Source organism: Cobetia sp. UCD-24C (genome assembly GCF_001306765.1).
GTDB classification, from domain to species: Bacteria; Pseudomonadota; Gammaproteobacteria; order Pseudomonadales; family Halomonadaceae; genus Cobetia; species Cobetia amphilecti.
Map to the genome: position 1 here is coordinate 385,460 of NZ_LJTD01000004.1, position 25,618 is coordinate 411,077.

Below are 25,618 nucleotides of genomic sequence, written 5' to 3' on the forward strand. Positions count from 1 at the left end.
CATGCGTCGTGAACTGCTGTTGATGCGCCACGGAAAGTCGGACTGGTCAGTGGCAGCTGACGACTTCCATCGACCCCTCAAGGAGCGCGGCAAGCGCGGCGCCCAGCGCATGGGAGCCTGGCTTGCCCAGGAGGCGCTGGTACCGGATGCCATCCTGAGCTCGCCGGCCCTTCGCGCGCGCGCCACGGCGGAAAAGTGCGTGAAGTCGATGGGCCTCGGCGTCGACATGATCGAGCTCAAGCCTGCGCTTTACTGCGAGGACGAGGCGCCGCTGCTCAAGACGGTGCGCGCCTGCCCGGACAGCGTGCAGCGACTGATGATCATCGGCCATAACCCGGCATTGGAAGATGCGCTGGTCTGGTTGACCGGCAAGCGGCCGCGTCCGCCCAAGGAGACCAAGCTGCTGCCGACGGCGGCGGTGGTCAAGCTGACCTTCGAGGGGCGCTGGGAAGACCTGCGCTCCGGCCAGATGAGCCTGGAGCTGATCCAGCGCGTGCGTGCCTTGCCGGATGGCTTTCCCTGGCCATTCCCGGCCGGTGAGGAGCGCCGCGAACGCCCCGCCTATTACTACCGCCAATCGGCCGTCCTGCCCTGTCGTCTGCAGGGGGAAGGCGATGATGCCCAGTGGGAGGTGCTGTTGATCGGCTCTTCCTCCAACCGTCACTGGAGCCTGCCCAAGGGAATCGTCGAGCCGGGCATGAGTCCGATTGAATCCGCGCTCAAGGAAGCCCGCGAGGAAGCGGGCATCGAGGCGGAGGCGCTGGACCACGCAGCGCTGGAATTCAGTTACGAGAAGTGGGGCGCTCCTGTCGCGGCCAGTCTGCACGCCGTGAGAGTCGTGCATGAGCAGGAAGAGAGCGAGCGGGAGGAGCCACACCGCAGTCGGCGCTGGGTGGCAGCGGAGGTCGTGCCGAGCCTGTTGAAGAACCACGAGATGGGGCACGTCGCCATGGCGCTGTTGGCACGGCTTGAGCAGTCGCGCCAGGCGACGTGAGCGCGGGAGACTGGCGCCACTAGCTCCATTGGCGCCATTAGCGCCACTAGCACCGAACGAGGCGACGCATGGCGAGGACCGCCAGCATGAATCAATACCGAGTGAAGACGGGAAGAGCGACGGCCGATGACTGATGAACCGACAATCCGACGTGTGGCATTGATTCGTCATGCCGACTATCACCAGCAGATTGATACCCCGAGCGCGCTGCAGCCGTTTCCCTTGACCCGTCGCGGTGAGCGTCAGGCGCGTGAGGGAGCCGAGGAAGTGCTGACGCTGTGTCAGGCACATGGCTGGCAACCGGCCAGCACGGTACATGCCTCCAGCCTGTTGCGTGCCTGGCAGACGGCGCAGGTGATGAACGAGGTCATGGGTGACAGGACAGAGCGCGAGTTCTCGCTCATGGCACATGATGCCCTGTGGGAGCGCAGTCTGGGTAGCGCCGCCAATCTGACCACGGCACAGATCGCCGAAGCGGTGCGTCATGACCCGCGCGTGGATTTCCTGCCGGCCGACTGGAAATCCAACAGCCACTTCCGCCTGCCGCTGCCGGGGGCTGAATCCCTGATGCAGGCCGGTCAGCGGGTGGCCGACTTCATTGCTTCGCTGCCGGCTTCCCCATCACCTTCTGTCTCGGCTCCCACATCAACCCCCACATCGGGCGCCACGCTGACGCTGATCGTCGGCCATGGCGCGGCGCTGCGGCATGCGGCGCATCTGCTGGGCGTGCTGGACTTCGACCAGATTGCCGGGCTGAGCATGCACCATGCACGGCCGGTGGTCATCGAGGAAACCTCTTCAGGGTCATGGCGGCATGTGGCTGGCGAGTGGAAGGTGCGCCAGCGTCACGAGCCCGCGCAGGACTGAGTTGGCGGCCAGCCGGCGGGGTACTGAAGTGCCGTGAGCGGGCGGGGGGTGCTGGAGAGCAGGGAGTGGGCGGAGTCATTGACAGCAGAGAAGCAGGCCAGCGCACCAGGTGATGCGAGTCTGTCATCTTTCTGTGATCAAACGGTCATAAGCTTGTCGCCCTGTGCTCGTGACCTCATTCCACATTCCGCATGCCCCCGGATGGTCCCCAAGGAGCGGCAAGGCGCTTGCTTGCCACAAGCCGGTGAGTTCAACGAGGCAAGCAGATGCCACAAGGAGATAGCCCAATGACCCTCAGTCCCCCCATGAGCGACGCCGTACCGCGTTACCGAGGCCCGACGCGTTATCTGAAGGCGCTGCCCAGTCACGCGGCTCAGTGGCCCGAGACACATCAGCACCTGCGCGCCGGTGACAAGGTGTCCCGCGCCGCTCGCAAGCTGGGCAGCAAGGACTGGCCACGCCGCGATGTCATCTTCATCTCCGATGCGCATGCCGACGCGGAAGCCTTCATCGCGTCTCTGGTGGCCAGTGGCGGTGTGCGCCTGACCTCGCGGGACAACCTGGTGTTGACGGCACGGGGCAAGCGCAGTGTCTTCGTCATCGGCGGTGACTGCCTCGACAAGGGCCCCAGCAATCTGGAGCTGCTGGAAGCCTTGCGCACCTTGATGCGCAGCGGGGCGCGTCTCAAGTTGCTGGCGGGCAATCATGACATGCGGCTGATGCTGGCGCTGATGCGGCTGAGTCATGATGATTCGGCGCGGACCGATCATCTGTTCGTGCGCATGGGCGCCAAGGGGCTGGCGCTGCTCAAGGAAGTCTTCGATCACTACCTGGCGGACAGACCGCGGGCGATGAAGAGCATTCCCTCGCGAAGTGAGTGTCGTCGGCGCCTGTACCCGGGGCCGGACTGGGCGGAGCAGTTTCGCAAATCGGCAGGCCATGTGCTCAAGGGGGAGGCGCTGGAGAAGGAGATCACTCGCCTGAGCGCCAAGGCCGATGGCTTCGAGCATGCTTGCGAGAAACATGGCCTCTCGTTGCGCCAGACCTATGCCGCCGCGCTCAAGGCCCACGAGCTGTTTCTCAAGCCCGGCGGGCGCTTTGCCTGGTTCTTCGACGAGATGCGCCTTGCCTATCGCAGTGGCGCCTTCCTGCATGTCCACGCAGGCGTGGATGATGCCTTCGCCAGACGACTCGGCCGCCAGAAGGTCTCGCAGGTCAATCAGGAATTCCGGCGCATCCTGCGCGAAGACCCGTTCACCTTCTATTACGGTGAGCTGGCCAATGTACTGCGCACCAAATATCGCAAGAGCGACATGGTGCTGAGCGCCGCGGGCGTCAAGCGCCTGCACAAGGTCGGCATTCGTGCCGTGATGCATGGTCACGTCAATCATCAGGCGGGCCAGCAACTGGGCTGGCGCCACGGGCTTCTGCATATCGAGGGCGACGTCACCCTGGATCGCAATTCCCGCCGCAAGGAAGGGCTGGATGGCGTGGGCATGGGGGCGACGCTGATAGAAGCCTGTGGACGCATCGTCGGCATCAGCAATGACCATCCCGAGGTTAAGGTCTACGCGCCCTGAAACACGTACAGGAGAGGCTGGTGAAAGACGACAAGCAGGACAAGTCGCTGTTCCGACATGAATCATTGCAATCCATCGATGGCGTTCAGGACATTCTCAAGGCCATCATCAAGGGGCTGGGCAAGGGCCTGCTGTCATTTCGCGATGAGGACGGCGAGATACGGCTGGCACCGCGCGGCCTGATGACCCTCAAGGTCACGGCGCGGCGAGAGGATGATCATCATCGCCTCGATATTCGCCTGTCATGGCATGCCAAGCCCGGCGCCAAGCGCAACAAGACGCTCAAGGTTCTCGATGAGTGAGGGCATCGTGCGCTGGCATTGACCCAGATCAAGTCTCTGCCAGTCCGCGGCCCGTAGTGAGATGGCCGGCATGTCCGCGCTTAAGCGGCTATGGTACATGTAGCATGCTGCATATTGGTTGTGTCTGCTGCGACACGACCGCTCCCCATGATCAGGACATGTCATTGATGCCTTCATCCCCTCAGCGCCTGTGCGGTGCCGATCACCGCTCGTCTCCATTGCACTCTTCCAGCCTTGCGGTAAAGCTTGCTGTCAGGCCTTCAAGGTGCTGGAAACAGTGGCTGGCCGCCGCCGCGCTTGCCTGTCTGCCGCTAGGCGCACAGGCCGCTGACAAGCCGCTCTCGGCGTCGGCCATTCAGGACATCGAATCAGAGGTCGGCGCGCGAATCGGCGTCACTGTTCTGGATACCGCCGATGGCACCCGTTTCAGCTGGCGGGGGAATGAGCGCTTCCCCATGAGCAGCACTTTCAAGGTGCTGGCCTGTGGTCATCTGCTCTCTCGGGTGGACGAAGGCCAGGAATCGTTGTCACGCAAGGTGGCGATTCGCCCGGCGGATCTCGTGACCTACTCCCCCATCACCGAGAACCACACCCAGGATGGCGGGCTGACGCTTGAGGCGTTGTGCCATGCAACTATCACGACCAGCGACAATACCGCGGGCAACCTGATTCTCGACACCCTTGGCGGTCCTGCTGCACTGACGGCCTATCTGCGGCGCCTGGACGATGACAGCACGCGGCTGGATAGACGTGAAACGGCGCTCAATGAGGCCACTCCCGGTGACCCGCGCGATACCACCACGCCGCACGCGATGGCGGCCACCCTGCAGCGATTGCTGGTGGGGGATGCGCTGAGCGAGCCATCGCGCCTTGCCCTGCAGGGCTGGATGCTGGCCAACACCACCGGCGATGACAAGCTGCGGGCGGCCTTGCCCGATGACTGGCAGATCGCGGACAAGACCGGCGGCGGGGGGTATGGCACCAACAATGACGTTGCCATCCTGTGGCCGCCGTTGCGTGCCCCGTTGATCGTGGCGGTCTATCTGACCGAAAGCGAGGCGGAACTGGCAGCACGCAATGCTGCGATTGCCGATGTCGGGCGTCTGCTGGTCAAGGAAGTGCTGGAGGACGAGGCGAGTCGCTGATGGTGGGGCGCTTATGGTGAGGCGCTGGCAGGGCGTGCGTGAAGCATGGGCAACTCAGCGTTGCCGTCATCACGGCCAACCTGCGCTTGTGGCGCCTCCCCAGTGCCCGCATTGTGCTTGCACTGCATCGGCTTTGGCAGCACGGACCATCTCGACATGTTCGCGCCTGCGCCTTGCCGAACCCGCCCTGTCTGCCTCCAGAGGAACTCCATGTCCACACTGTTTTCATCGCTCACCCTCGGCCCGCTCACGCTGGACAATCGCATCATCATCGCACCGATGTGTCAGTACTCCGCCGAGGAGGGCCAGATGCAGGCCTGGCATGATCAGCATCTTGGCAATCTCGCCCAGTCCGGGGCTGGGCTGTTGATCTTCGAGGCCAGCGCCGTCACACCGGAAGGGCGCATCACCCACGGCGATGTCGGACTCTACGATGAGGCTTGCCAGCAAGCCATGCAGGGGGTCGTCGAGCGTATCCGCCGCTATTCGCCGATGCCGCTAGCGGTGCAGATCGGTCATGCGGGACGCAAGGCATCCTGCCAGAAGCCTTGGGAGGGCGGTGCTGCCATCGCGCCCGGCAACGACAATGGCTGGCAGGTACTCGCTCCCAGCGCGATTCCCTTCAGCGAAGGCGGGCCGCTCCCCGAGGCGATGAGTGGCGAGCAGATCCGCCGTACCATCGCGGACTTCGTGGCGGCGGCACAGCGCGCCGTCGAGCTTGGCCTGGACGGCATCGAGTTGCATGCGGCGCATGGTTATCTGCTGCACGAGTTCCTGTCGCCGTTGAGCAATCAGCGCGCCGATGACTACGGTGGCTCGCTCGAGAATCGCATGCGTCTGACGCTTGAGGTCTTTGACGCCGTGCGGGCCGCGATCCCGGAGCACGTGATGCTGGGCATCCGGATCAGCGCGACGGACTGGGTCGAAGGCGGCTGGGACCTCGAGCAGAGCATCGAACTTGCCAAGGCGCTGGACCGTCGTGGCTGCCACTATCTGCATGTCTCCAGTGGCGGGCTCAGCGCGCAGCAGCAGATTCCGGTAGAGCCCAATTATCAGGTGCCGCACGCCGAGGCCCTGAAGGCGCAGGTGAAGATGCCGGTGATTGCCGTTGGCCTGATCACCGAGCCGCAGCAGGCCGAAGACCTGCTGGCGAACGAGCGTGCCGATGCCATCGCGCTGGCGCGTGGCATTCTCTACGACCCGCGCTGGCCGTGGCACGCGGCTGCTGCGCTGGGTGACACCGTCAAGGCCGCGCCCCAGTACCTGCGTTGCCAGCCGCATGGCCTGAAGTCGCTGCTGGAGAATCAGCAGGACTGAGCCGTGTGAAGAGATATTGAGGACTGACGCCCGCGTTCACGAGCTCCCGCTCGGTGATCGAGGGCGTCTTGCTGTGCGAGGCTTGCCTTGAAGTTCTGGCTTTCCTTGACGTTCAGATTCGAGCGCGCCGGGCGCCTGACGCCATATCTTTCGTCTAACAAGAGCGCTGCCAGCGCATCACTCGAGTGCCGGATAGCGTGGCCTTGCGCCATCATGGGGGGTTCTGAAACGCGTCTTTGCGGCAATCGCGCCTGTTTCACCTCAAGCGCAGGGTGCAAGACTTGATGGCGTGATGGTGGGACGATGCCACCGATGATCAAGCGGACCCGCTGCCTGCCGTGGGGTGATGTTGCAGCGCGATACGCGCTTGATCCTGGCCGCCAGACCGTCTGGTGAATGTGACTTGAAAGACCAAGGGGGCTTGAGTGGACAATATGCGTGGCAGTGTTTTCATGGTCATCGCGATGGCAGCATTCGCGGTGGAGGATCTGTTGTTCAAGTTGGCGGCGGGGCATACCTCGACCGGTATCACCCTGATGCTGTTCGGTCTCGGCGGCATGCTGGTCTTCATGCTGTTGACCTGCCTGCGCGGTGAGTCCCTCATGCCTGCGGCGATCTTCTCGCGTGCGATTCTGGTGCGTGTCATCTGTGAGATCATCGCCCGCAGCAGCTTCGCTCTCGCCATCACCCTGATGCCGCTTTCCACTGCCTCCACCATCCTTCAGGCGACGCCGCTGGTCGTGGTGGCCGGGGCGGCAATGTTCTTCGGGGAGCGCGTCAGCCGCAAGCGCTGGCTGGCAATCGGTGTCGGCTTCATTGGCGTGTTGCTGATCGTGCGCCCTGGCCTCGACAGCTTCAACATGACCTCACTGTTTGCGGTGATCAGCACGATCGGCTTCGCCGGACGGGACCTGGCGACGCGCGGCGCGCCGGCGTCGCTGTCCAACGTTCAGCTCGGCATCTACGGCTTTCTCGCCCTGATCCCGGCGGGGGGGCTGATCGCTCTCTACCAGCAGACCCCGCTTGCGTATGCGCCCGAGGCGACCTGGCTGATCGTGGGTGCCGTGATACTCGGGGTCATCGCCTACAACGCCTTGACGATTGCCATGCGCAAGGGCGAGGTCTCGGTGGTCACGCCATTTCGCTATACCCGCGTCCTGTTTGCCTTGGCGCTCGGGGTCATGGTGCTGGGGGAAAGCCTCGATGCCATGACCCTGCTGGGCGCCGCCATCGTGGTTGCAAGCGGTATCTACATCGTCACCCAGGGCAAGCAGCGCCCGCCATTGGCGAAGGTGGCTTCGTTGTGACCCCCCTCGCTGCCATCAGCTTGGCAGCGGCTGGCTGTCATCACCGCTGACGCCAGCTTGCACCATCGACCAGATGACACATGTGAAAGGAGAGGCGCTTGCGCCTCTCCTTTTGTCGTTGTGGCGCGCATGTTTCCTCCAGAACAGTGCGGTGACGGCAAAACCCCTCGATCAAGGCATTGGCAAGGCGATGAGGGAGCAGGGGAGCACGTGACGGTTGGCAGTAGTTATACGAGTGTGTAATAGTGAGGGTAAATCCATGGCAACCCACTCGCTGCCAGTCGTGTCACAAGGAGAGCCAATGCCAAGCCAAGCCCCGATTCTGGGTGTCTATCTGAGTGAGTCCCTGGACCTGGACAGCGTCTACGGTGAAGCGCTGCGCCAGCTGGGCGACGATGTCGTACTGCGTCATCCGCATGAGATCGAGGACCCGAGCGCGGTGCGGTTCGCCATCTGCTGGCAGCCGGGGGAGGACGCCTTCACGCCGTACCCGAATCTTCGGCTTGCCATGTCGATCGCGGCGGGGGTGGACGCCCTGCTGGGGCATCCGGGGCTCTCGGCCGAGGTTCAGGTCGCACGGGTGCGCGACCCGCATCAGGCGTATCTGATGGCCGGTTTCGCCGCTCACGAGGTACTGCATCGCGAGCGCGAGTTTGCCGTCATGGCCGACAATGCCACGCGTGGCGAATGGCAGCCCTTGGCAATGCGTGCGCCAGAGAAGGCACAGGTGGCAGTACTGGGCCACGGCAGCATGGGGCGCGCCGTCGTCACTTCGCTGTTGACCCTGGGCTTCTCGGTGACGGTCGCCTGTCGCAGCGAACCGGCCGCGCCGGTGCCGGGTGTGCGTTACCTGACCGGTGAGGCTGCCGTCATGGCGGCGGCTGACGGTGCCGATTATCTGATCAATATCCTGCCGTTGACCCCGGCGACCGAGAACGTGTTGAACGCTGCCTTGTTCGCCCGGCTGCGCCATGGCGCCTGGCTGGTGCAGATCGGTCGCGGCGAGCACCTGGTGGAAGCGGACCTTGAAGCCGCGCTCGACGCCGGGCAACTGGCAGGCGCGACGCTGGATGTCTTCCGCGTGGAGCCGCTGGCGCCCACTCACCGCTGGTGGCAGGACGCGCGCCTGCGCATCACGCCGCACGTGGCCAGTGACTCGCTCCCCGAGGTGGTGGCCGAGCAGGTGGTGGCCACGGCGCGTGAGTTGCGCGATGGCCTGCCGCTCACGCTGGGCGTAGATCGCCAGCGCGGCTATTGAGACCCGCGGCGATTGAGGCACGCGGCGCTTGAGCCCCGAAGGTGAACGCTTCAATGCCTCTCAAGGCTCAGCCGAGCCTTTCTCGACCCCAGACAGCGACATTGTGACCACAGGAGACAGCAACATGCCGGCATCGACCATGAGTGACGCGGAGTGGCAAGCACGCCTGGACCTGGCGGCCTGCTACCGGTTGGCAGCGCACTACCGCATGACCGACCTGATCTACACCCACATCACGGCGCGGGTGCCGGATGAGGAAGGGCATTTTCTGATCAATCCCTACGGCTGGCGCTGGGAGGAGATCACGGCGTCCTCGCTGGTCAAGATCGACGTCAACGGCCAGAAGGTCGATGACAGCGCCGCGCGGGTCAATCCGGCCGGTTTCACCATTCACTCGGCGATTCATGCGGCAAGTCACTCAGCCAGCTGGATCATGCATACCCATACCCGCGCCGGTGTGGCGGTGTCGAGCCTGGAAGAAGGGCTCTTGCCCCTGAATCAGATCGCCCTGCAGTTCCATGGCCGCGTCTCCTATCACGATTACGAGGGTATCGCGCTGGATCTGGATGAGCGCGAGCGCATCGTGGCGAGCCTTGGCGACAATCCAGCGCTGATCCTGCGCAATCATGGCCTGCTGACCACCGGCGCCTCTGCCGCCGAGATGTTCAACAACATGTTCTATCTCGAGCGCAGCTGCGAGATCCAGGTCGCGACCTTGTCAATGGGCCAGCCGGTGCGCCGCCTCTCGCCCGAGATCTGTGAGCATGTGGTCGGTCAGTACGACATGGCCATCCACGAGGAGGGAGATCTGGCGCTGGAGTGGGAGTCTCATCTGCGACTGCTGGAGAGCCTTGGCTGTGATTATCGTTGTTAATAGCAGGTGCGCTGTTGAAGGCATCGTCGCTCGAGAGGCCATCGAGTGCCTGATGCGCGGGCCCGCGACCGGACGGGAGACATCACGATGAGTCGCAAGGCATTCCAGCGGCTTTCCCAAGACCAGCGTCGTCGCGACCTGCTGGAAGCCACCCTGAGCTGTGTCGCGCAGCATGGTCTGGCCGGCGCCAGCGTGCGCCGCGTGGCGGAGGCTGCCGGGGTCTCGCCCGGACTGATTCGCCACCATTTCGGCACCAAGGACGACATGGTGCGGGCCGCCTACGCCTACATGATGGGCCAGTTGACCTCCGATATCGCCGATGCCAGCCCGGCCAGTGATGAATCCCCGGCGTGTCGTCTGGCGCGCTTCATCGCGGCGAGTCTCACGCAGCCCAACCTGGCCGCCCACAAGATCTCCCTGTGGGCGACCTTCATCGGCCGGGTACGCCACGATGCCAGCTATTCGGCGGTGCACCAGGAAACCTATCGCGAGTTTCTCGACCTGCTCGCACAGCTGGTCCATCCGGTGCTGAGCGCCCACGCACTGCCCGCCACCGAGAGCGATTGTCAGGAGCAGGCGATCGCCCTCAATGGCTTGATCGACGGCCTGTGGCTGGAAGGCGGGCTGGAACATGGCCTCTATCCGGTCGAGCGGCTGCCCGCGATCGCCATGCGGGCGGCAGAGGGCATTCTGCGGCTGCCACAGGGCACCTTGCTTGAGCACGTCGCTATCACGACATCACCCCCACCTCACAGGAGTTGAGCATGCGCTACGCCACCATTACCGAACGACTGAGTGATCTGGGCGGTGACAAATGGGCCGTTCACAGCGCTGCCCGCCAGCGTATCCAAGCCGGCGAGCCGATCATCGAGCTGACCATCGGCGAGCCGGATATCGCCACGCATCCGGCCCTGGTCGAGCACTGTATCGAGGCGCTGCGCGCTGGCCGTACCCGCTACTCCGATGGCCGTGGTGAGCCGGGGCTGGTTGCGGCACTGGCCGAGCGCTACGCCGCGCGCATGCCCGAGATCAGCGCAGACAACGTGCTGTGTTTCCCCGGCACGCAGACGGCGCTGTTCGCGGTGATGCTGGCGCTGGTGGAGGAGGGGGCCGGCGTACTGACCGGCGACCCCTACTACGCCACCTATGAGGGTGTGATCCGCGGCGCCGGCGGTGACCTGCAGCCGGTACCGCTGCGCATGGAGCATGGCTTCGTGTTGCAGCCGGAAGATCTGGCCGCGGCCATCACGCCGCAGAGCCGTGTGTTGCTGCTCAATACCCCGCACAACCCCACCGGGGCGGTGATGGACCGGGCGACCCTCGAGCACATCGGCGCGCTATGTCGCGAGCATGATCTGTGGATCGTCTGCGATGAGGTCTATGAAGCGCTGATCTTCACGGGCGAATTCGTCTCGCCGCTGGAAATCGAGGCACTGCGTGAGCGCACCGTGGTGGTGTCCTCCATCTCCAAGAGCCATGCCGCCACCGGCTTTCGCAGTGGCTGGGCCATCGGCTCGGCGGAATTCTGTCGTCGGCTGTTGCCTGTCTCGGAAACCATGCTGTTCGGCAACCAGCCCTTCATCGCCGACATGACCGAGGCCGCGCTGCGCGGGGATTTCGATACCACCGAGCGTCTGCGCGAATCACTCGCGCGCCGCGCGCGTCTGGTCCACGAGGCGCTGGCGGTCATCCCGCAGCTGTCCTCCAGCCTGCCCCAGGGCGGCATGTTCCTGATGGTCGATGTCTCACGCACCGGGCTCAACGGTGAGCAATTCGCCTGGCGGCTGCTGGAACAGCAGCAGGTGGCGGTAATGCCCGGCAGCGTCTTCGGTGATTGCGGTACGCCGCTGGTACGTGTCGCCCTGACCGTGCCGGACGACAGCCTGCTGAAAGCGGTACAGCGTATGGCGCTGCTGTGTGACCAGCTGGAAGCCGAGGTAGTGGCCTGAGGTCTTTTCTCAGTGACTTTCGGTCAGTCTCAAGGCCAGCCAAGGCCAGGCAAGATCAGGCTTCAATCCGTCTCATCCTCTGTTCCGTAGACGCAGAAACGCCGCCCTCGGGCGGCGTTTCTGCGTTCAGCGATGCTCAAGTCAGCCCGTCATTTCCAGCCCATCTGCCAGACATCATCTGCCTTGAGCTCGCGCCAGGCGAGGGTGTAATCCCTGCGTGTCAGCACCGCCTGCAACACGACCTCGACCACATGTTCGTCCTGCTCATCACGGATCAGGCGCGTGACGATGAAATGGCGCTCACGCTCCCGGGGCGACACGGCGGTCCATTTGCTCTGCAACAGCTTGTCGGGGTTGATGCGATTCATGCTGATTCCTCAAGAAACGGTTGGCAGCTACGTGCTAGTCAAGTCAGTGCCCGGCAGACAGGTGAGCGCCAGGCAGGTCTACACCGAAGGTGGGCTCTCGTTGAGCAGTTGCCACAGCGACTCGGTCGCCGCGCTGTGCTTGCCACGGCGACAATAGCAGGCCACCTCGAGGGTCGGGCCGCCCAGATCATCCAGCAGCGAGACCAGTCTGCCGCTCTCCAGATCATCCTCGATCAGGCCATGGGGCAGCCAACCGACCCCCAATCCGGCCATCACCAGTTCACGAATGCCCAGCGTGAAGGACGTTTCGCAGATGATGTCGATGTCCTGGGCGCGCTGCAGGTCCATCAGGTAGGGCGAGGCCAGAATCTGGCCCAGAAAACTCTCCGGATCATAGGCGATCAAGGGCAGGCGCTGGTCACTGCGCGGCAGGTGCAGGGGGCGCCCCTGGGCGTCCGGAGCACACACCGGCAGCAGCCGCTCCAGCCCCAGCGAGATGCGCTGGGTGTCGCCGTTGTCATCGAAGATCGGTGCCCCCTGCAGTTCGGAGCACAGCAGCAGATCTGCCTGATCATGCTCGAACAGTTGCAGGCATTCGCTGCGATCCAGTGATTTCACCTGCAGTCCGGCTTCGGGGGAGTTGTGCCGGAAATAGCGCAGCAACCGCGGCAGGTAGCTGACGGTGAGGGTGTGCTGGGTGGTGATGATCGCCTTCGGCCCCTGGCGGGCCTCGCTGCGCAGGCGGCTGCGCAGCGTGTAGAGCCGCGCCAGCCATTCCCGCATTTCCTGTTCATATTCCAGCGCGTGCTCGGTGAGGATCATGCGCTGCGACTGACGATAGACCAGCTCGACGCCCAGCCACTCTTCCAGCTGCCGTATCCGGCGCGAGAAGGCGGGTTGCGTCACGTTGCGTCGCTCGGCTGCCAGCGAGAAGGTCCCGGCCTCGATCAATGCGAGAAAGTCTTCGATCCATTCGATCTTCATGCGTCGCCTGAGGAGATGTCGGTTGTTGTTGGAGGTCGGCCATCATGCACCGAGTGCTTGTTGGGGTGAAGCCCGCACGCACACCCCGGGTGCATGACATATCAATAGTTCGTCAATGGTGCCTCAGCGCCGAAGGGCCAGGGGCGACAGGCAATGGATATGACTGCCGGTCGGCGTTGCGGGCATGACGTTCTTCTGGATGCCTGAGTCGGACCAGAGCAAAGAGCTGGTCATGCAGAAAAGTAACAAACTTTGAGAAACATGGCATTGGGACTGGCGAGAATCGCGGCTTACTGTTGAGAAGACCGCTCGGCGGCGTGCCGGAGTGATGTCACACATTCGACGAACGTCGTTATGAGAGTAACCCCCTATGACAACAATGACTCGCCTGGAGGCTCGTATGCATCTGTCCCGTTTTCCCCGTGTTCGCCTTGGTCACCTCTCGACTCCGCTGGAGCCGATGGACAACCTGAGCAAGCTGTTGGGTGGGCCGCGTCTCTGGATCAAACGTGATGACTGCACCGGGCTTTCCACCGGTGGCAACAAGACCCGCAAGCTGGAATTTTTGATGGCGGACGCGCTGGAGCAGGGCGCCGACACCATCATCACCCAGGGCGCTACCCAGTCCAACCACGCGCGTCAGACCGCTGCCGCTGCCTGCAAGCTGGGCCTTGAGTGCCACATCCTGCTGGAAGACCGTACCGGCAGCGACGACCGCAGCTACAACTACAACGGCAACGTCTTCCTCGACCAGCTGCATGGCGCGACAGTCGCCAAGCGTGAAGGCGGTGCCGACATGGCCGCCGAGATGGAAGCGCTGGCCGACAAGCTGATCGGCAAGGGCAAGAAGCCCTACATCATCCCGGGGGGTGGCTCCAACGAGATCGGCGCGCTGGGTTACGTGAATGCCGCCCTCGAACTGCTGTCCCAGGCCAACGACATGGGCCTCAAGATTGATCACCTCGTGCACGCCACCGGCAGCGCCGGGACCCAGGCGGGTCTGGTGACGGGCCTGACCGCCTGCAACTCCGGCATTCCGGTACTCGGCATCGGCGTGCGGGCACCGAAGGACAAGCAGGAAGGCAATGTCTTCGCGCTGGCACAGAAGACCGAAGCCAAGCTGGGCCTGTCTGACGTGGTCAAGCGTGAAGATGTCGTCGCCAACTGCGATTACGTCGGTGAAGGCTACGGCATTCCGACCGAAAGCATGGTCGAGGCCGTCACGCTGCTGGCTCAGCAGGAAGGCATCCTGCTGGACCCGGTCTACTCCGGCAAGGGCATGGCGGGTCTGATCGACCTGGTGCGCAAGGGGCACTTCAAGGAAGGCGAGAACGTGGTCTTCCTGCACACTGGCGGTGCCGTGGCCCTGTTCGGCTACCCGGATGCCTTCAACTTCGCGGATTACCAGGCCTGATAGCGTTTGCGGCCAGTGATGCGTCCCGCCTGACGACAGCGGCGTGACTGACGCATCCCGTAACGACACGCTCCCGGGCCCAGCTGGCAAGGGAGCGTGATGATCACAGCAGTTTTCGGGGAATCACAATGACAATCAGACACCTCAAGCTGGCTGAAGCAGCCGACGGCGTGGCAGAGGAAGATCAGCGCACCACGGCCATCGTCCAGGACATGTTGCAGGACATTCGCTCGCGTGGTGAAGACGCCGTGCGCATGTATGCCGAGAAGTTCGACAACTGGAGCGGCGATTTCGTCCTCAGCGAGGAAAAGCTGGCCACGCTGATCGAGAGCGTGCCGCAGAGCGTCAAGGACGATATCGATTTCGCCCATCGCCAGATCCGTCGTTTCGCCGAAGCGCAGCGCGACAGCCTGACGTCCTTCGAGATCGAGACCGAGCCGGGTGTCGTGCTCGGGCAGCGTGTGCTGCCCATCGATGCCGCGGGTTGCTACGTGCCGGGCGGACGCTACGCGCATGCCGCCTCGGCGCTGATGAGCGTCGCCACGGCCAAGGCCGCCGGCGTCAAGCACATCACGGCCTGTTCGCCGCCGCGCGGTGACAGCATCAATCCGGCGGTGGCCTATGCCATGCATGTGGCTGGCGCCGACCGCATCCTGGAGATGGGCGGCGTTCACGCGGTCGCCAGCATGGCCTTCGGCCTGTTCGGCGGGCGCGAAGCCGACATCCTCGTCGGCCCGGGCAACGCCTTCGTGGCCGAAGCCAAGCGCCTGCTGTTCGGCCAGGTCGGCATCGACGTCTTCGCCGGCCCCACCGAATCGGCGGTGATCGCCGACCACACCGCAGACCCGATGACCATCGCGGTGGATCTCGTCTCCCAGGCGGAGCACGGCCCGAACTCACCGGTCTGGCTGTTCACCACCAGTGAAGAGGTCGCGCGCCGCGTCATCGAGCTGGTGCCGCTGGTCGGCAACGACATGCCCAACGCCGAGGTCATCCACGCCGCCTGGCGCGACTACGGCGAAGTCATCCTGTGCGACACCCGCGAAGAAGTGGTCCAGGTCAGTGATCAGTACGCCTGCGAACACCTGCAGGTGCTGTGTGAGGACCTGGAATGGTGGAAGCAGAACCTCAGCAACTACGGTTCTCTGTTCCTGGGCGAAGGCAGCACCGTCACCCACGGTGACAAGTGTTCCGGTACCAACCACATCCTGCCGACCAAGCGCGCCGGTCGCTACTCCGGCGGTCTGAATGTCCACAAGTTCATGAAGGTACTGACCACCCAACAGCTCAGTGCCGAAGCCAACCTCAAGTTCAGTGCCATCGGTTCACGTATCTCGCGTACCGAAGGGATGGAAGGCCATGCGCGTGCCTGTGACTGGCGCCTCACCAAATACTTCCCCGAGCAGGATTGGGATTTCCCCGTCTATGCCCAGAAGCGTTACTGAGGAGGCCACATGCGTCGTTTTGCCAAGTCATTCACCCAGCAGGAAGCCATCTCCGACACCGCCATCGAGGCTGCCGTTGCCGTGATGCGCAGTGGTCGCCTGCATCGCTACAACCTGGCGGAAGGCGAGCAGGGCGAAACGGCGCTGCTGGAACAGGAATTCGCGGCGACTCTGGGCATTCCCCATGCGCTGGCCTGTGCCTCCGGCGGCTATGCCCTGCAGCTGGCGCTGCGCGCCTGTGGACTCGAGGCCGGTGACAAGGTGCTGTGCAACGCCTTCACCCTGTCCCCGGTGCCCGGCAGCATCGTCGCTGCCGGTGGCGAGCCGGTGCTGGTGGATATCCTCGAGGACACCACGGTCGATCCGGAGGATCTGGCGCGTGCGGCCGATCAGAGCGGGGCCCGCTTCTTCATGCTCTCGCACATGCGCGGCCATATCGGCGACATGCACGCGATCATGCAGGTCTGCGACAGCCGTGGCATCACGGTGATCGAGGATTGCGCGCATACCATGGGCGCGAGCTACGACGGCAAGCCCAGCGGCACCTTCGGCAAGGTCGGCTGCTACAGCACCCAGACCTACAAGCACGTCAATTCCGGTGAGGGTGGCCTGCTGGCGACCGCCGATGATGAGGTGATGCGACGCGCCATCATCCTGTCGGGCTCCTACATGCTGTACGACCGCCACCTGGCGGCGCCGGCCGCGGAGAGCTTCGCTGAGACGCGCCTGCAGACTCCCAACATGAGTGGTCGCATGGACAATCTGCGTGCCGCCATCCTGCGTCCGCAACTGGGAGAGCTGGCAGAGCGTCGTGAGCGCTGGAATGCCCTCTATGCCCGCATGCAGGACCGGCTCGCGGTCATGGAGGGCGTCACGCCCATCCTGCGTGGCCCGCTGGAAGGCTACGTCGGAAGCTCCATCCAGTTCACGCTGGCGCAGTGCACCCACGAGCAGATCGCCGCCTTCATCGCAGGCTGTGAAGCGCGTGGGTTGCCGGTGAAATGGTACGGCAAGCCGCTGCCGGAGGATTACACCAGCCGCTACGACAGCTGGGCCTATCTGGGCGGCCATCGTGCTGTGCCCAATGCCGACCGGGTGCTGGCGACGCTGTGTGATCTGCGTCTCCCGCTGACCTTTGAATTGGCCGATTGCGATGATATCGCCACGCTGATTCAGGAGGCGCTGACGGAGACCCGTGAGGCATCTTCCGTGGCATGAAAGAGTGCCCCTTCACCACAATGACCCGCGAGAATTTCGGCAAAGGGCTGACACGCCTTGCCGCGAGATGTGAAGAAATGACAGAGATGGAATGGAAAATACGGACATCGACAGCTTCCAACAATGACAAGGCCTGAACGCTGCCATTTTTCTAGATGACCTTCTCTTGTCAGCAGGAGAAGGGGTATCCGCAACCCCTTGGAGTGATAACAATGTTCAATAAAACTCTTTTGGCAACCGCTGTAATGCTGGTAATGACACCCACTGCCCAGGCGAAGACCTTCAAGGTCGGTCTGGGAGACCCGATCGATTCTGACCAGGGCGCCTATGCACAGCGCTTTGAAGAACTGGTGGAGTCGCTTTCCGACGGTGAAATGCAGGTTGAGCTGTTCCCGGGCGGCCAGCTGGGCACCGAGACGGGCATGATTCAGGACGCACGCATCGGCAAGCTGGATTTTGCCATGGCAGGGATCGGCAATCTGACACCCTACGCGCCGCGCCTGGGGGCCTTGACCATGCCCTATGTGCTGCTCAGTCATGCGGATGCGGTCAAGGCCACCACTGGCCCGCTGGCGGATGAGTGGAACCAGATCGCCGAGAAGGAGGCCGGGGTTCATATCCTGGGCTGGCATTATTCCAACTTCCGTTATCTGACCAACTCCAAGCGTCCGGTGACGTCGCTGGAAGATCTTGAGGGTCTGAAGATTCGTGTGCCGCAGAACAAGATCATGCTTGCCACCTATGAAGCCTGGGGAGCGAACCCCATCAGCATGTCATGGCCGGAAGTCTTCACCGGCCTGCAGCAGGGCGTGATCGATGGCCAGGACAACCCGGACATCGTCAACTACACGATGAAGTTCCAGGAAGTGCAGCAATATCTGACCGAAATTCATTCTCAGTATTCTCTGCAGCCGATCATGATGGGGATGAGATCGTACAAGAAACTGTCGGACGAGGAGCGCGAGATCATCGATCGTGCCGGTCTGGAAGCGCAACTGTACGGTCTGCAATTCCAGTTGACCGAAGCGGCAGAAGCACGTGCCGCCATGGAAGCGGAAGGGATGCAGTCCGCTCAGCTGACCGACGAGGACAAGTGGATCAGCATTGCCAAGGAAGAGGTCTGGCCACAGTTCTATGACGAGATCGGTGGCAAGGAATCCTTCGATAGATTGCAGAAAGCGTTGGGTCATTGAGTCGTGTTGAAAGCGGGTAAACCACCCGCGATTGACATCATTCGACAACCGGTTTGAACGCTCGAGAGCAAGGTGCCAACGCGTGGCGATGGTGCCTTGCTCACTGCGGCATACGAAGGAGGCTGTCATGTTGGCCAGATTGAACAATATCGAAGATTACGCCTGTCGCTTCCTGTTGGGCGTTTTCGTATTGCTGCTGTTTGCACAAGTCGTATTGCGTGTCGTATTCGGCATCGGCTTTTCCTGGATGGAAGAATTGGCGAGATATGCCTTTATCTGGTTCGTCTTCCTTGGCGCTGCGCATGCTGCCCACCTCGGGGCACATAACCGCCTGCAGACCCATATCAATCTGCTGCCGCGCAAGGTGGCCAATGCCATCCTGCTGTTCGTCGACCTCATCTGGGTCGGCTTCTGTCTTACCCTCGCGTACAAGAGTCTTGACCTGATCAGCCTGTTGACGGAGTTCCCCTATGCCTCTCCCGCATTGGGCTGGTCGCTGGCCTATGTCTATTACATCTTTCCGATTGCCTTCACCTTGATGGCGCTGCGCGTGCTGCAGGTGCAGTACATGAAACTGGTGCATGGCGTGGAACCGGGTGATGTCGATGCACAGGAAGTCGAGAAGATTACCCAGGGGGCTTCGCATGATGTCAATGCGCCCTGCAACGCCAAGGCCGGGAGCTGATCATCATGGCTGCAACCATTCTCTTTTCCCTGTTCGGTGCGCTGCTGTTTCTCGGCTCACCCATCGTCGTTGCCCTTGGGGTGGCGTCACTGGCGGTCTATGTCGTCAGTGGTGATGACATCACCTCGCTGGTGGAGCTGGCGTTCTCGGCGATCAACTCCTTCCCGCTGATGGCACTGCCGTCCTTCATTCTGGCGGGCGCCCTGATGGGCGACGCCGGCATCGCGCGGCGTCTGATTCGTATCGCCGAAGAGCTGGCGGGCCCGGCCGCAGGTGGCCTGGGGGCGGCAGCGGTGATGGCCTGCATGTTCTTCGGCGCCATCTCCGGCTCGGGTCCGGCGACCACGGCGGCCGTGGGCATGCTGGTGATTCCGGCGATGATCGAACGTGGCTACGGCCGCAGCTATCCGGCGGCGATCACCGCCACCGCTGGCGGACTGGGCGTCGTGATTCCGCCCAGCATGCCGTTGGTCATCTACGGGGTGACCGCCAACGAGTCGATCTCGGCGCTGTTCATGGCGGGTGTCATTCCGGGCATCATGCTGGGGGCGGCCCTGATGATCGCCAACTACATCACCGCCAAGCGCAACGGCTATCAGGCCCAGGGCGAGCCGTACGACAAGGCACGTGTCTTCAAGGTGCTCAAGGAAGGCTTCTGGTCACTGATGGCACCGGTGGTCATCCTCGGCGGCATCTACAGCGGTCTCTTCACGCCGACCGAAGCCGCCGTCGTCTCGATCTTCTATGCGCTGTTCGTCGGTGTCTTCATTCACAAGGAGTCCTCGCTGCTGGGCTTGAATGAAGCCTTCCAGAACACGACCTGGCTGACCGGTCGCGTGCTGATCATCATGTTCACCGCCACCGCCTTCGGTCGCATCCTGGTGGAGCATCACATTCCGGCCATGATCGCCCAGGGCATCCTCAACATCACCGACAGCCTGTGGCTGGTGTGGGTGCTGGTGATCGCCTTCCTGCTGATCGTCGGCATGTTCATCGAGATTCTGGCCACCATCATGATCGTCACGCCAGTGTTGCTGCCGGTGATGGTGGAGCTGGGCGTCGACCCGGTGCACTTCGGGATCGTGCTGGTGGTGAGTCTCGGGATCGGCTTCTCGACCCCGCCGCTGGGCGAGAACATGTTCATCAGTTCCAGCATCGCCAACGTGTCCATCGAGAAGATCTCGGTGCGGGCGCTGCCGCTGGTCGGCACCATGGTGCTGATCGCCTTGCTGCTGGCCTTCGTGCCGCAGCTGACGATGTGGCTGCCGGACATGATGGGCTTCTAGCGGCGCAGCGGAGGGCAGTGGCTCGTAAACACTGTTTTCGTCAACACAATGGCTCGTGAACATAGTGGTTCGTAAACACAGCCCTTCGCAAACAGTGCCTCATGAAACAGTTTCTCGAGAGGATGCCGGCCACGTCGCCATCCTCTCGAGCCTTGATCTTCAGTGAGAGTTTTGTCGGAGAACGACCAATGAGAAGCTCGCATGACGCCTCGGGCGCAGAACATATCGTCGTGGGCGTGTTGGGCGGCATGGGGCCGGATGCCACGGTGGCCTTCATGCAGCAGGTGATCCAGGCCACACCGGCCGAAGACGACATCGACCATGTACACATGGTGGTCGACAACAATCCCAAGGTGCCGTCGCGCATTAAGGCCCTGCTGGAAGGGGGCGATGTCTCTCCGGGGCCTGCCATCGCGGAAATGGCCCAGCGACTGGAGCAGTCCGGGTGTGATTTTCTGGTCATGCCCTGCAACACCGCCCACTACTACTGGCAGGATGCGCAGGATGCCGTCTCGATTCCGGTGTGGCATATCGTCGAGCGCACCCTGGACCGCGTGGCGGCGCAGTGGCCGGGCGCACGTGTCGGCATGCTGTGTTCCCCGGCACTGCGCAAGATTGGCCTTTACGAAGGCTTCATCGCGGCGCGTGGCCTGTCGCTGGCCTATCCCCAGGATGAGGACGCGATGCTGGAGGTGATTCGCAGCGTCAAGAAAGGCCAGGTGAGTGATGACGCCGTCGGGGGGGCCTTCCGTCAGGCAGCCGCTGACCTGGTGGCGCAGGAAGCGGATGTGCTGGTACTGGCCTGCACGGAGCTCTCCATTATCAGCCATCTGCTCGATGACCGGCTGCCGATCGTGGATTCCGTCGAAGCGCTGGCCGTCAGCGTGGCACAGGCGGCCACTCAGTAAGCGTCGTCGTCACGCGCCGCCCATGCCACTACCCGAGCGGCGTTGCTCGCGTTCCTGCAGGTAGCGGGCAGGCGTGGTGCCGAGCAGCTTCTTGAACATGCTGATGAAGGCGTTGACGGACTGATAGCCGACGTCTTCCGAGACGCGCTGCACGCTCATGCCCTCAGCCAGCAGGCGGATCGCCACCACCAGGTGCAGTTGCTGACGCCAGCGGCTGAAGCTCAGGCCGGTGTCACGCTGGATAAGCCGGGCGAGGGTGCGTTCGCTCATCGCCAGTTCGCTCGCCCACTCGGCCAGGGTGCGTCGGTCGTCCGGGGTCTTGATCAGCGCATCGCTGATGCGGGTCAGCCGCGGATCCTCTGGCAAGGGCAGATGCAGACGTTCGCTGGGCATGCAGGCCAGCTCTTCCAGCAGCACACCGACCAGCCGCGCTGTCGGCCCCTGTTCAGGATATGGCTGGGGCAGCTCTGCCAGGCGCAGCACCAGCTCACGCAGCAGGGGCGAGATCGACAGCGTGCAGCTGTGGCTTGGCATCTCGAGCGCACCGGGCTCGATGAACAGGTGGCAGACGCGGCCGCCACGGGTCAGATGATTGCTGTGGGGCAGGTTGCCGGGAATCCAGACCCCGCTGTGCGGCGGCACCATCCACAGACCTTCCGGCACGCGACTGGTCACCACGCCATGCAGGGCGATGACCAGCTGTCCCTTGCGATGCTGGTGGATCGGCACCTCCATCACCTGCTGGCCGGTCTCGACATGCAGGGCGCTGGCCGGAATCTCGTAGATGTCCGGGTCGTGCTCGCAGACGCTGCTGGAGAAGGGCACCTGATCGGGGCCACGGGTGCTGACCCCGGGCGATGACGGTAGGACGGGTGTGGTCACTGACATGGCGGCTCGCAGATTGTCTGATTTCAGTGATCTGATGTCATGATGGCTCAATTCTGCAGTGGGCGAGGGGATTAAGCTAGCCCCACTCTGTGTGCGGACTCACCTTTGGGTGTCGTCCCGCCATTACCCCGTTTCACGATCGCTGCGAGCGCCTCATGACTGAACTCTGCCACTCGTCTCCTGTCCGGCGACTGAGCCACCCGGCCGTATTGATCGCCGGTATCCTGTTGATCGCCATGAACCTGCGTGCGCCCTTCACCAGTATCGCGCCACTGCTGGAGCGCCTGCAGGCGGCGCTGGGCTTCAATGCCACGGCGGCTGGCCTGTTGATGATCCTGCCGCTGCTGGCCTTCGTCGTCGTCTCGCCCTGGGTGCCGCGCCTCGCCAGAGGTCTCGGGCTTGAACGCAGTCTCTTCCTCGCCTTGCTGACGATCGCCGCGGGCATCGTGCTGCGGGTGCAGGGCAGCATGCTGGCCCTCTATCTGGGTATCGGCCTGATCGGGGCGGGCATCGCCGTGGGCAATGTGCTGCTGCCCAGCCTGGTCAAACGCAGCTTTGCGCAGCATGTCGCGCTGCTCACTTCCTGCTATGTGCTGACCATGGGCATCATGGCCGCCATCGCCTCGGCGCTGATGGTGCCGTTGGCACAGGGCAGCAGCGCTGGCTGGCAGTACGCGATGCTCATAGTGGTCGTTTTGCCATTGGTGACGATGGGGGTGTGGTGGCCGCAGTTGTCACGTCGCTCCCTGCCGGCGGCGAAGGAAGCCGAGAAGGGTGCCGAGAAGGACGTCGAGAAGGGTGCCACGCGGCCGGTGCGTCAGGCAGCGGTGTGGCGCTCGCCACTGGCCTGGCAGGTGACGCTCTTCATGGGCATCAATTCGCTGCTGTTCTATACCGTCAACAGCTGGCTGCCGAGCATGCTGGCGGACAATGGCTTCTCTGCCGAGAAGGCGGGCTCGCTGCATGGTCTACTCCAGCTGGCTTCGGCCTTGCCGGGATTGATTCTGGTACCCCTGATGCCGCGCCTGAAGGATCAACGCCTGATCGCCTTCGCGACGCCCTGCATGTCGCTGGCGGGATTCATCGGGCTATGGCTGATGCCGGAGTGGGCACTGGTGTGGGTGCTGTTGCTGGGCGCGGGTTCCGGGGCCAGCTTCATTCTCGCCTTGTCGTTCATGGGGCTGCGGGCGCGCGATGCCATGCAGTCGGCGTCACTGTCGAGCATGGCGCAGACGCTGGGCTATCTGCTCGCGGCCATGGGGCCGCCGCTGATCGGCGCGCTCTACGACATGCAGGGCAATTGGCAGCTGGCACTGATGGTCTGCGCCGTCCTCAGTGTGCTGATGGCAGGTGTCGGCTGGCTGGCGGGCAGGGACCGCCAGTTGCCTGAGGCGTCGGCATCTGAATAATGGAGCGCTGCCCCCAAGGGGCACTGGCACATCCCCCCATGACAAGGAAGTGAGAGATGGCGAATGCTTCATCGGCTAGCGAAGATCAACGGGCGTCTGACGCGCCAGGTGTTGCGCAGCACCCCGGACGTCGGCGCAAGCCGCATCTGCGGGCAGCCATCCTTGGCCTGGCCAGTCTCGGAGGTATCTTCATGATCGTTCAGCCAGCCAATGCCGCGACGCTGTCACTGCGCGTGATCGAGACCACCGACATCCACGCCAACGTGATGGATTACGACTATTACAAGGACCGTCCCAGCGTGCGCATCGGCCTGGTCCGCGCGGCGAGTCTGATCAAGCAGGCGCGTGCCGAGGTGGCCAACAGTGTGCTGCTGGACAATGGCGACCTCATCCAGGGCAGCCCGATGGGCGATTACATGGCGGCAGAAGGTCTCGAGGAGGGCGATGTCTTCCCGGCCTACAAGGTCATGAATCAGCTGGATTACGATGTCGGCAACATCGGCAATCATGAATTCAATTACGGGCTCGAGTATCTCGAACAGGCACTTTCCGGCGCGCAGTTCCCCTATGTGAACGCCAACCTGCTGGACGCCATGACAGGCGAGCCGTACTTCACGCCCTACCAGATCACCGCCCATGCCTTCACCGACAGTGAGGGTAACGCTCAGACATTGAAGATCGGCTATATCGGCTTCGCGCCGCCGCAGGTGATGACCTGGGACCGCAAGCATCTCCAGGGCCACCTGACGGCCGAGGACATCACCGAGAGCGCCAGGCGCTGGGTGCCCGAGATGCGCCGGGCGGGCGCGGATGTAGTGATCGCCATTCCGCACTCCGGTATCTCGACCGACCCCTACCGGGTGATGGCCGAGAATTCGGTGTATTACCTCTCGCAGGTCGAGGGCATCGATGGCATCGCCTTCGGGCATGCCCATGCCGTCTTCCCCAGCGAGGAATTCGCCGAGGTACCGGGGGCCGATATCGCCAGGGGCACCCTCAATGGCGTGCCGGCGATGATGCCGGGGCATTGGGGCAGCCATGTGGGCGTGATGGATCTCGAACTGAGCAATGCCTCGGGCCAGTGGCGGGTCGTGAGCGGCCAGACAGAAGCCCGCCCGATTCAGGTGGGCGGCGAGGCACAGGTGGCGGAAGATGCCGAACTGGCGGCGCTGATCGATCATGAGCACGACGCCACGCGCGAGTACGTCAATCGCAGCATCGGCCGCGCCAGTGCGGCGATGAAGAGCTATCTGGCGCTGGTGCAGGACGACCCGACGATCCAGATCGTCAATCGCGCCCAGGCCGATTACGTCAAACGCTTCGTCGAAGGCGACCCGGACCTGGAAGGCTTGCCGATTCTCTCGGCGGCTGCGCCGTTCAAGGTCGGCGGCCGTCACAATGACCCGACCCAGTTCACCGAGATGGAGGCAGGCGAGCTGAGCTTCCGCAATGCCGCCGATCTCTATCTCTATCCGAATACGCTGGTGGCGCTCAAGGTCACCGGCAGGGAAGTGCGGGAATGGCTCGAGTGCAGCGCCGGCCAGTTCCATCGCATTGATCCGGATCTCGCCACGCCCCAGCCCTTGATCAACTGGGAAGGTTTCCGCAGCTACAACTTCGACGTGATCGACGGCGTCGACTACCGGGTGGATGTCACGCAGCCGGCGCGTTACGACGGCAATTGCGCGCTGATCGACGCCGATGCCCACCGTATCCAGGGCCTCACCTACCAGGGCGAGCCGGTCAAGGACGACGATGTCTTCCTGCTCGCGACCAACAACTATCGCGCCTACGGCGAGGACTTCCCCGGCACCGGAGAGTCGCATGTCGCTTTCGCGTCACCGGATGAAAATCGCAGCATTCTGGCCCAGTACATCTCGCGCCAGACGCAGCAGCTGGGCGCGGTGGACCCCGCGGCGGATCACAACTGGCGGCTGGCCGCGATCGACACCGATACCCCGCTGGACATTCGCTTCACCACCGCCCCCGGCGCGGATGCGCAGCAGTTCATTGATGCCCAGGCGGTCTACCCGATGACATTGGTGGATCAGGACGAGATGGGCTTTGCCCGTTATCGCGTCGGGCTGGACCGGATGGAATAGCCAAGGCAGCACATTGTCGAGCACGTCGTTCCTGGCCTGGATTCAGGTGGGAAAAAACGCCAGTCAGCAATTGCTGACTGGCGTTTTTTTTGTCGCCAGGCGCTACCCGCTATCTGTCTCATTAT

23 protein-coding genes are annotated in these 25,618 nt (G+C 63.2%); 20 read left to right on the plus strand and 3 right to left on the minus strand.

The genetic code is table 11. The annotated features are described in order from the left end of the window. Window position 1 precedes the first annotated feature (1 nt). The 11 genes from AOG28_RS08060 (at window position 2) to AOG28_RS08110 (ending at window position 11,593) form a co-directional block, all read left to right on the plus strand. Entirely contained in the window at window positions 2-994 is a 993-nt protein-coding gene (locus AOG28_RS08060) for an NUDIX domain-containing protein (RefSeq protein WP_054555995.1), read from the plus strand. Window positions 995-1,120: 126 nt separating this feature from the next. Beyond that, the gene (locus tag AOG28_RS08065; RefSeq protein WP_054555996.1) at window positions 1,121-1,861 is read left to right on the plus strand and encodes a histidine phosphatase family protein; all 741 of its coding nucleotides are present in this window, start codon (window positions 1,121-1,123) and stop codon (window positions 1,859-1,861) included. Between the two features lie 287 nt (window positions 1,862-2,148). Then, window positions 2,149-3,441 (plus strand): metallophosphoesterase, encoded by a 1,293-nt coding sequence (locus tag AOG28_RS08070; protein WP_054555997.1) that lies wholly within the window; start codon window positions 2,149-2,151, stop codon window positions 3,439-3,441. Between the two features lie 20 nt (window positions 3,442-3,461). After that, complete coding sequence (locus tag AOG28_RS08075; RefSeq protein ID WP_054555998.1) at window positions 3,462-3,743, plus strand: amphi-Trp domain-containing protein; 282 nt, start codon at window positions 3,462-3,464, stop codon at window positions 3,741-3,743. Between the two features lie 167 nt (window positions 3,744-3,910). Beyond that, on the plus strand, window positions 3,911-4,888 hold the full coding sequence (bla, locus tag AOG28_RS08080) for a class A beta-lactamase (protein WP_082388568.1): 978 nt from the start codon (window positions 3,911-3,913) through the stop codon (window positions 4,886-4,888). 210 nt (window positions 4,889-5,098) lie between these two features. After that, a complete protein-coding gene (locus tag AOG28_RS08085; RefSeq protein ID WP_054555999.1) occupies window positions 5,099-6,205 on the plus strand; it encodes an NADH:flavin oxidoreductase/NADH oxidase in 1,107 nt (368 codons plus the stop codon). A 434-nt stretch (window positions 6,206-6,639) separates the two neighbouring features. Next, window positions 6,640-7,512 (plus strand): DMT family transporter, encoded by an 873-nt coding sequence (locus AOG28_RS08090; RefSeq protein WP_200906756.1) that lies wholly within the window; start codon window positions 6,640-6,642, stop codon window positions 7,510-7,512. 301 nt (window positions 7,513-7,813) lie between these two features. Then, complete coding sequence (locus AOG28_RS08095; protein WP_054556000.1) at window positions 7,814-8,770, plus strand: NAD(P)-dependent oxidoreductase; 957 nt, start codon at window positions 7,814-7,816, stop codon at window positions 8,768-8,770. 124 nt (window positions 8,771-8,894) lie between these two features. Continuing rightward, window positions 8,895-9,644 carry a class II aldolase/adducin family protein gene (locus AOG28_RS08100; RefSeq protein ID WP_197738731.1) on the plus strand — a complete coding sequence of 250 codons (750 nt, stop codon included), beginning with the start codon at window positions 8,895-8,897 and terminating at the stop codon, window positions 9,642-9,644. Between the two features lie 87 nt (window positions 9,645-9,731). Next, entirely contained in the window at window positions 9,732-10,406 is a 675-nt protein-coding gene (locus AOG28_RS08105) for a TetR/AcrR family transcriptional regulator (protein WP_054556001.1), read from the plus strand. A gap of 2 nt (window positions 10,407-10,408) precedes the next feature. After that, complete coding sequence (locus tag AOG28_RS08110; RefSeq protein ID WP_054556002.1) at window positions 10,409-11,593, plus strand: pyridoxal phosphate-dependent aminotransferase; 1,185 nt, start codon at window positions 10,409-10,411, stop codon at window positions 11,591-11,593. Between the two features lie 149 nt (window positions 11,594-11,742). Here AOG28_RS08110 and AOG28_RS08115 read toward each other — a convergent pair whose 3' ends face one another. Next, window positions 11,743-11,961 (minus strand): TIGR02450 family Trp-rich protein, encoded by a 219-nt coding sequence (locus AOG28_RS08115; RefSeq protein WP_043332808.1) that lies wholly within the window; start codon window positions 11,959-11,961, stop codon window positions 11,743-11,745. Window positions 11,962-12,039: 78 nt separating this feature from the next. Further along, on the minus strand, window positions 12,040-12,945 hold the full coding sequence (locus tag AOG28_RS08120; protein WP_043332806.1) for a LysR family transcriptional regulator: 906 nt from the start codon (window positions 12,943-12,945) through the stop codon (window positions 12,040-12,042). A gap of 400 nt (window positions 12,946-13,345) precedes the next feature. Here AOG28_RS08120 and AOG28_RS08125 point away from each other — a divergent pair, with 400 nt between their 5' ends. From AOG28_RS08125 to AOG28_RS08155, 7 genes are all read left to right on the plus strand, one after another. Continuing rightward, window positions 13,346-14,359, plus strand: coding sequence for a D-cysteine desulfhydrase (locus AOG28_RS08125; RefSeq protein WP_054556003.1), 1,014 nt, complete (start codon window positions 13,346-13,348; stop codon window positions 14,357-14,359). Between the two features lie 128 nt (window positions 14,360-14,487). Continuing rightward, entirely contained in the window at window positions 14,488-15,804 is a 1,317-nt protein-coding gene (hisD, locus tag AOG28_RS08130; RefSeq protein ID WP_136937936.1) for a histidinol dehydrogenase, read from the plus strand. A 9-nt stretch (window positions 15,805-15,813) separates the two neighbouring features. Beyond that, the gene (locus tag AOG28_RS08135; RefSeq protein WP_054556004.1) at window positions 15,814-17,022 is read left to right on the plus strand and encodes a DegT/DnrJ/EryC1/StrS family aminotransferase; all 1,209 of its coding nucleotides are present in this window, start codon (window positions 15,814-15,816) and stop codon (window positions 17,020-17,022) included. A gap of 212 nt (window positions 17,023-17,234) precedes the next feature. Then, a complete protein-coding gene (locus AOG28_RS08140; protein WP_054556005.1) occupies window positions 17,235-18,215 on the plus strand; it encodes a TRAP transporter substrate-binding protein in 981 nt (326 codons plus the stop codon). 127 nt (window positions 18,216-18,342) lie between these two features. Continuing rightward, on the plus strand, window positions 18,343-18,900 hold the full coding sequence (locus AOG28_RS08145) for a TRAP transporter small permease (RefSeq protein WP_054556006.1): 558 nt from the start codon (window positions 18,343-18,345) through the stop codon (window positions 18,898-18,900). A 5-nt stretch (window positions 18,901-18,905) separates the two neighbouring features. Then, a complete protein-coding gene (locus AOG28_RS08150; protein WP_054556007.1) occupies window positions 18,906-20,186 on the plus strand; it encodes a TRAP transporter large permease in 1,281 nt (426 codons plus the stop codon). Between the two features lie 188 nt (window positions 20,187-20,374). Continuing rightward, window positions 20,375-21,094, plus strand: coding sequence for an aspartate/glutamate racemase family protein (locus AOG28_RS08155; RefSeq protein WP_054556008.1), 720 nt, complete (start codon window positions 20,375-20,377; stop codon window positions 21,092-21,094). Between the two features lie 9 nt (window positions 21,095-21,103). On the opposite strand, the gene AOG28_RS08160 is transcribed toward AOG28_RS08155, so the two are convergent. Next, window positions 21,104-21,982 (minus strand): helix-turn-helix domain-containing protein, encoded by an 879-nt coding sequence (locus AOG28_RS08160; protein WP_082388511.1) that lies wholly within the window; start codon window positions 21,980-21,982, stop codon window positions 21,104-21,106. Window positions 21,983-22,137: 155 nt separating this feature from the next. Between AOG28_RS08160 and AOG28_RS08165 the strand changes: the two genes are divergently transcribed. Together AOG28_RS08165 and AOG28_RS08170 are read left to right on the plus strand one after the other, a co-directional pair. Further along, complete coding sequence (locus tag AOG28_RS08165) at window positions 22,138-23,391, plus strand: MFS transporter (protein WP_054556009.1); 1,254 nt, start codon at window positions 22,138-22,140, stop codon at window positions 23,389-23,391. 191 nt (window positions 23,392-23,582) lie between these two features. Continuing rightward, window positions 23,583-25,493 carry a bifunctional 2',3'-cyclic-nucleotide 2'-phosphodiesterase/3'-nucleotidase gene (locus AOG28_RS08170; RefSeq protein ID WP_200906757.1) on the plus strand — a complete coding sequence of 637 codons (1,911 nt, stop codon included), beginning with the start codon at window positions 23,583-23,585 and terminating at the stop codon, window positions 25,491-25,493. Window positions 25,494-25,618: the final 125 nt, after the last annotated feature.

What these genes read in the sequence shown, in the direction of transcription:
- AOG28_RS08125 (WP_054556003.1), top strand. Translation starts at nt 13,346, where the DNA reads ATGCATCTGTCCCGTTTTCCCCGTGTTCGCCTTGGTCACCTCTCGACT.
- AOG28_RS08170 (WP_200906757.1), top strand. Translation starts at nt 23,583, where the DNA reads ATGATCGTTCAGCCAGCCAATGCCGCGACGCTGTCACTGCGCGTGATC.
- AOG28_RS08120 (WP_043332806.1), bottom strand. Translation starts at nt 12,945, where the DNA reads ATGAAGATCGAATGGATCGAAGACTTTCTCGCATTGATCGAGGCCGGG.
- AOG28_RS08110 (WP_054556002.1), top strand. Translation starts at nt 10,409, where the DNA reads ATGCGCTACGCCACCATTACCGAACGACTGAGTGATCTGGGCGGTGAC.
- AOG28_RS08105 (WP_054556001.1), top strand. Translation starts at nt 9,732, where the DNA reads ATGAGTCGCAAGGCATTCCAGCGGCTTTCCCAAGACCAGCGTCGTCGC.
- hisD (WP_136937936.1), top strand. Translation starts at nt 14,488, where the DNA reads ATGACAATCAGACACCTCAAGCTGGCTGAAGCAGCCGACGGCGTGGCA.
- AOG28_RS08115 (WP_043332808.1), bottom strand. Translation starts at nt 11,961, where the DNA reads ATGAATCGCATCAACCCCGACAAGCTGTTGCAGAGCAAATGGACCGCC.
- AOG28_RS08155 (WP_054556008.1), top strand. Translation starts at nt 20,375, where the DNA reads ATGAGAAGCTCGCATGACGCCTCGGGCGCAGAACATATCGTCGTGGGC.
- AOG28_RS08140 (WP_054556005.1), top strand. Translation starts at nt 17,235, where the DNA reads ATGTTCAATAAAACTCTTTTGGCAACCGCTGTAATGCTGGTAATGACA.
- AOG28_RS08070 (WP_054555997.1), top strand. Translation starts at nt 2,149, where the DNA reads ATGACCCTCAGTCCCCCCATGAGCGACGCCGTACCGCGTTACCGAGGC.
- AOG28_RS08090 (WP_200906756.1), top strand. Translation starts at nt 6,640, where the DNA reads ATGCGTGGCAGTGTTTTCATGGTCATCGCGATGGCAGCATTCGCGGTG.
- AOG28_RS08165 (WP_054556009.1), top strand. Translation starts at nt 22,138, where the DNA reads ATGACTGAACTCTGCCACTCGTCTCCTGTCCGGCGACTGAGCCACCCG.
- AOG28_RS08100 (WP_197738731.1), top strand. Translation starts at nt 8,895, where the DNA reads ATGCCGGCATCGACCATGAGTGACGCGGAGTGGCAAGCACGCCTGGAC.
- AOG28_RS08160 (WP_082388511.1), bottom strand. Translation starts at nt 21,982, where the DNA reads ATGTCAGTGACCACACCCGTCCTACCGTCATCGCCCGGGGTCAGCACC.
- AOG28_RS08065 (WP_054555996.1), top strand. Translation starts at nt 1,121, where the DNA reads ATGACTGATGAACCGACAATCCGACGTGTGGCATTGATTCGTCATGCC.
- AOG28_RS08095 (WP_054556000.1), top strand. Translation starts at nt 7,814, where the DNA reads ATGCCAAGCCAAGCCCCGATTCTGGGTGTCTATCTGAGTGAGTCCCTG.
- AOG28_RS08135 (WP_054556004.1), top strand. Translation starts at nt 15,814, where the DNA reads ATGCGTCGTTTTGCCAAGTCATTCACCCAGCAGGAAGCCATCTCCGAC.
- AOG28_RS08145 (WP_054556006.1), top strand. Translation starts at nt 18,343, where the DNA reads ATGTTGGCCAGATTGAACAATATCGAAGATTACGCCTGTCGCTTCCTG.
- AOG28_RS08150 (WP_054556007.1), top strand. Translation starts at nt 18,906, where the DNA reads ATGGCTGCAACCATTCTCTTTTCCCTGTTCGGTGCGCTGCTGTTTCTC.
- AOG28_RS08060 (WP_054555995.1), top strand. Translation starts at nt 2, where the DNA reads ATGCGTCGTGAACTGCTGTTGATGCGCCACGGAAAGTCGGACTGGTCA.
- AOG28_RS08085 (WP_054555999.1), top strand. Translation starts at nt 5,099, where the DNA reads ATGTCCACACTGTTTTCATCGCTCACCCTCGGCCCGCTCACGCTGGAC.
- bla (WP_082388568.1), top strand. Translation starts at nt 3,911, where the DNA reads ATGCCTTCATCCCCTCAGCGCCTGTGCGGTGCCGATCACCGCTCGTCT.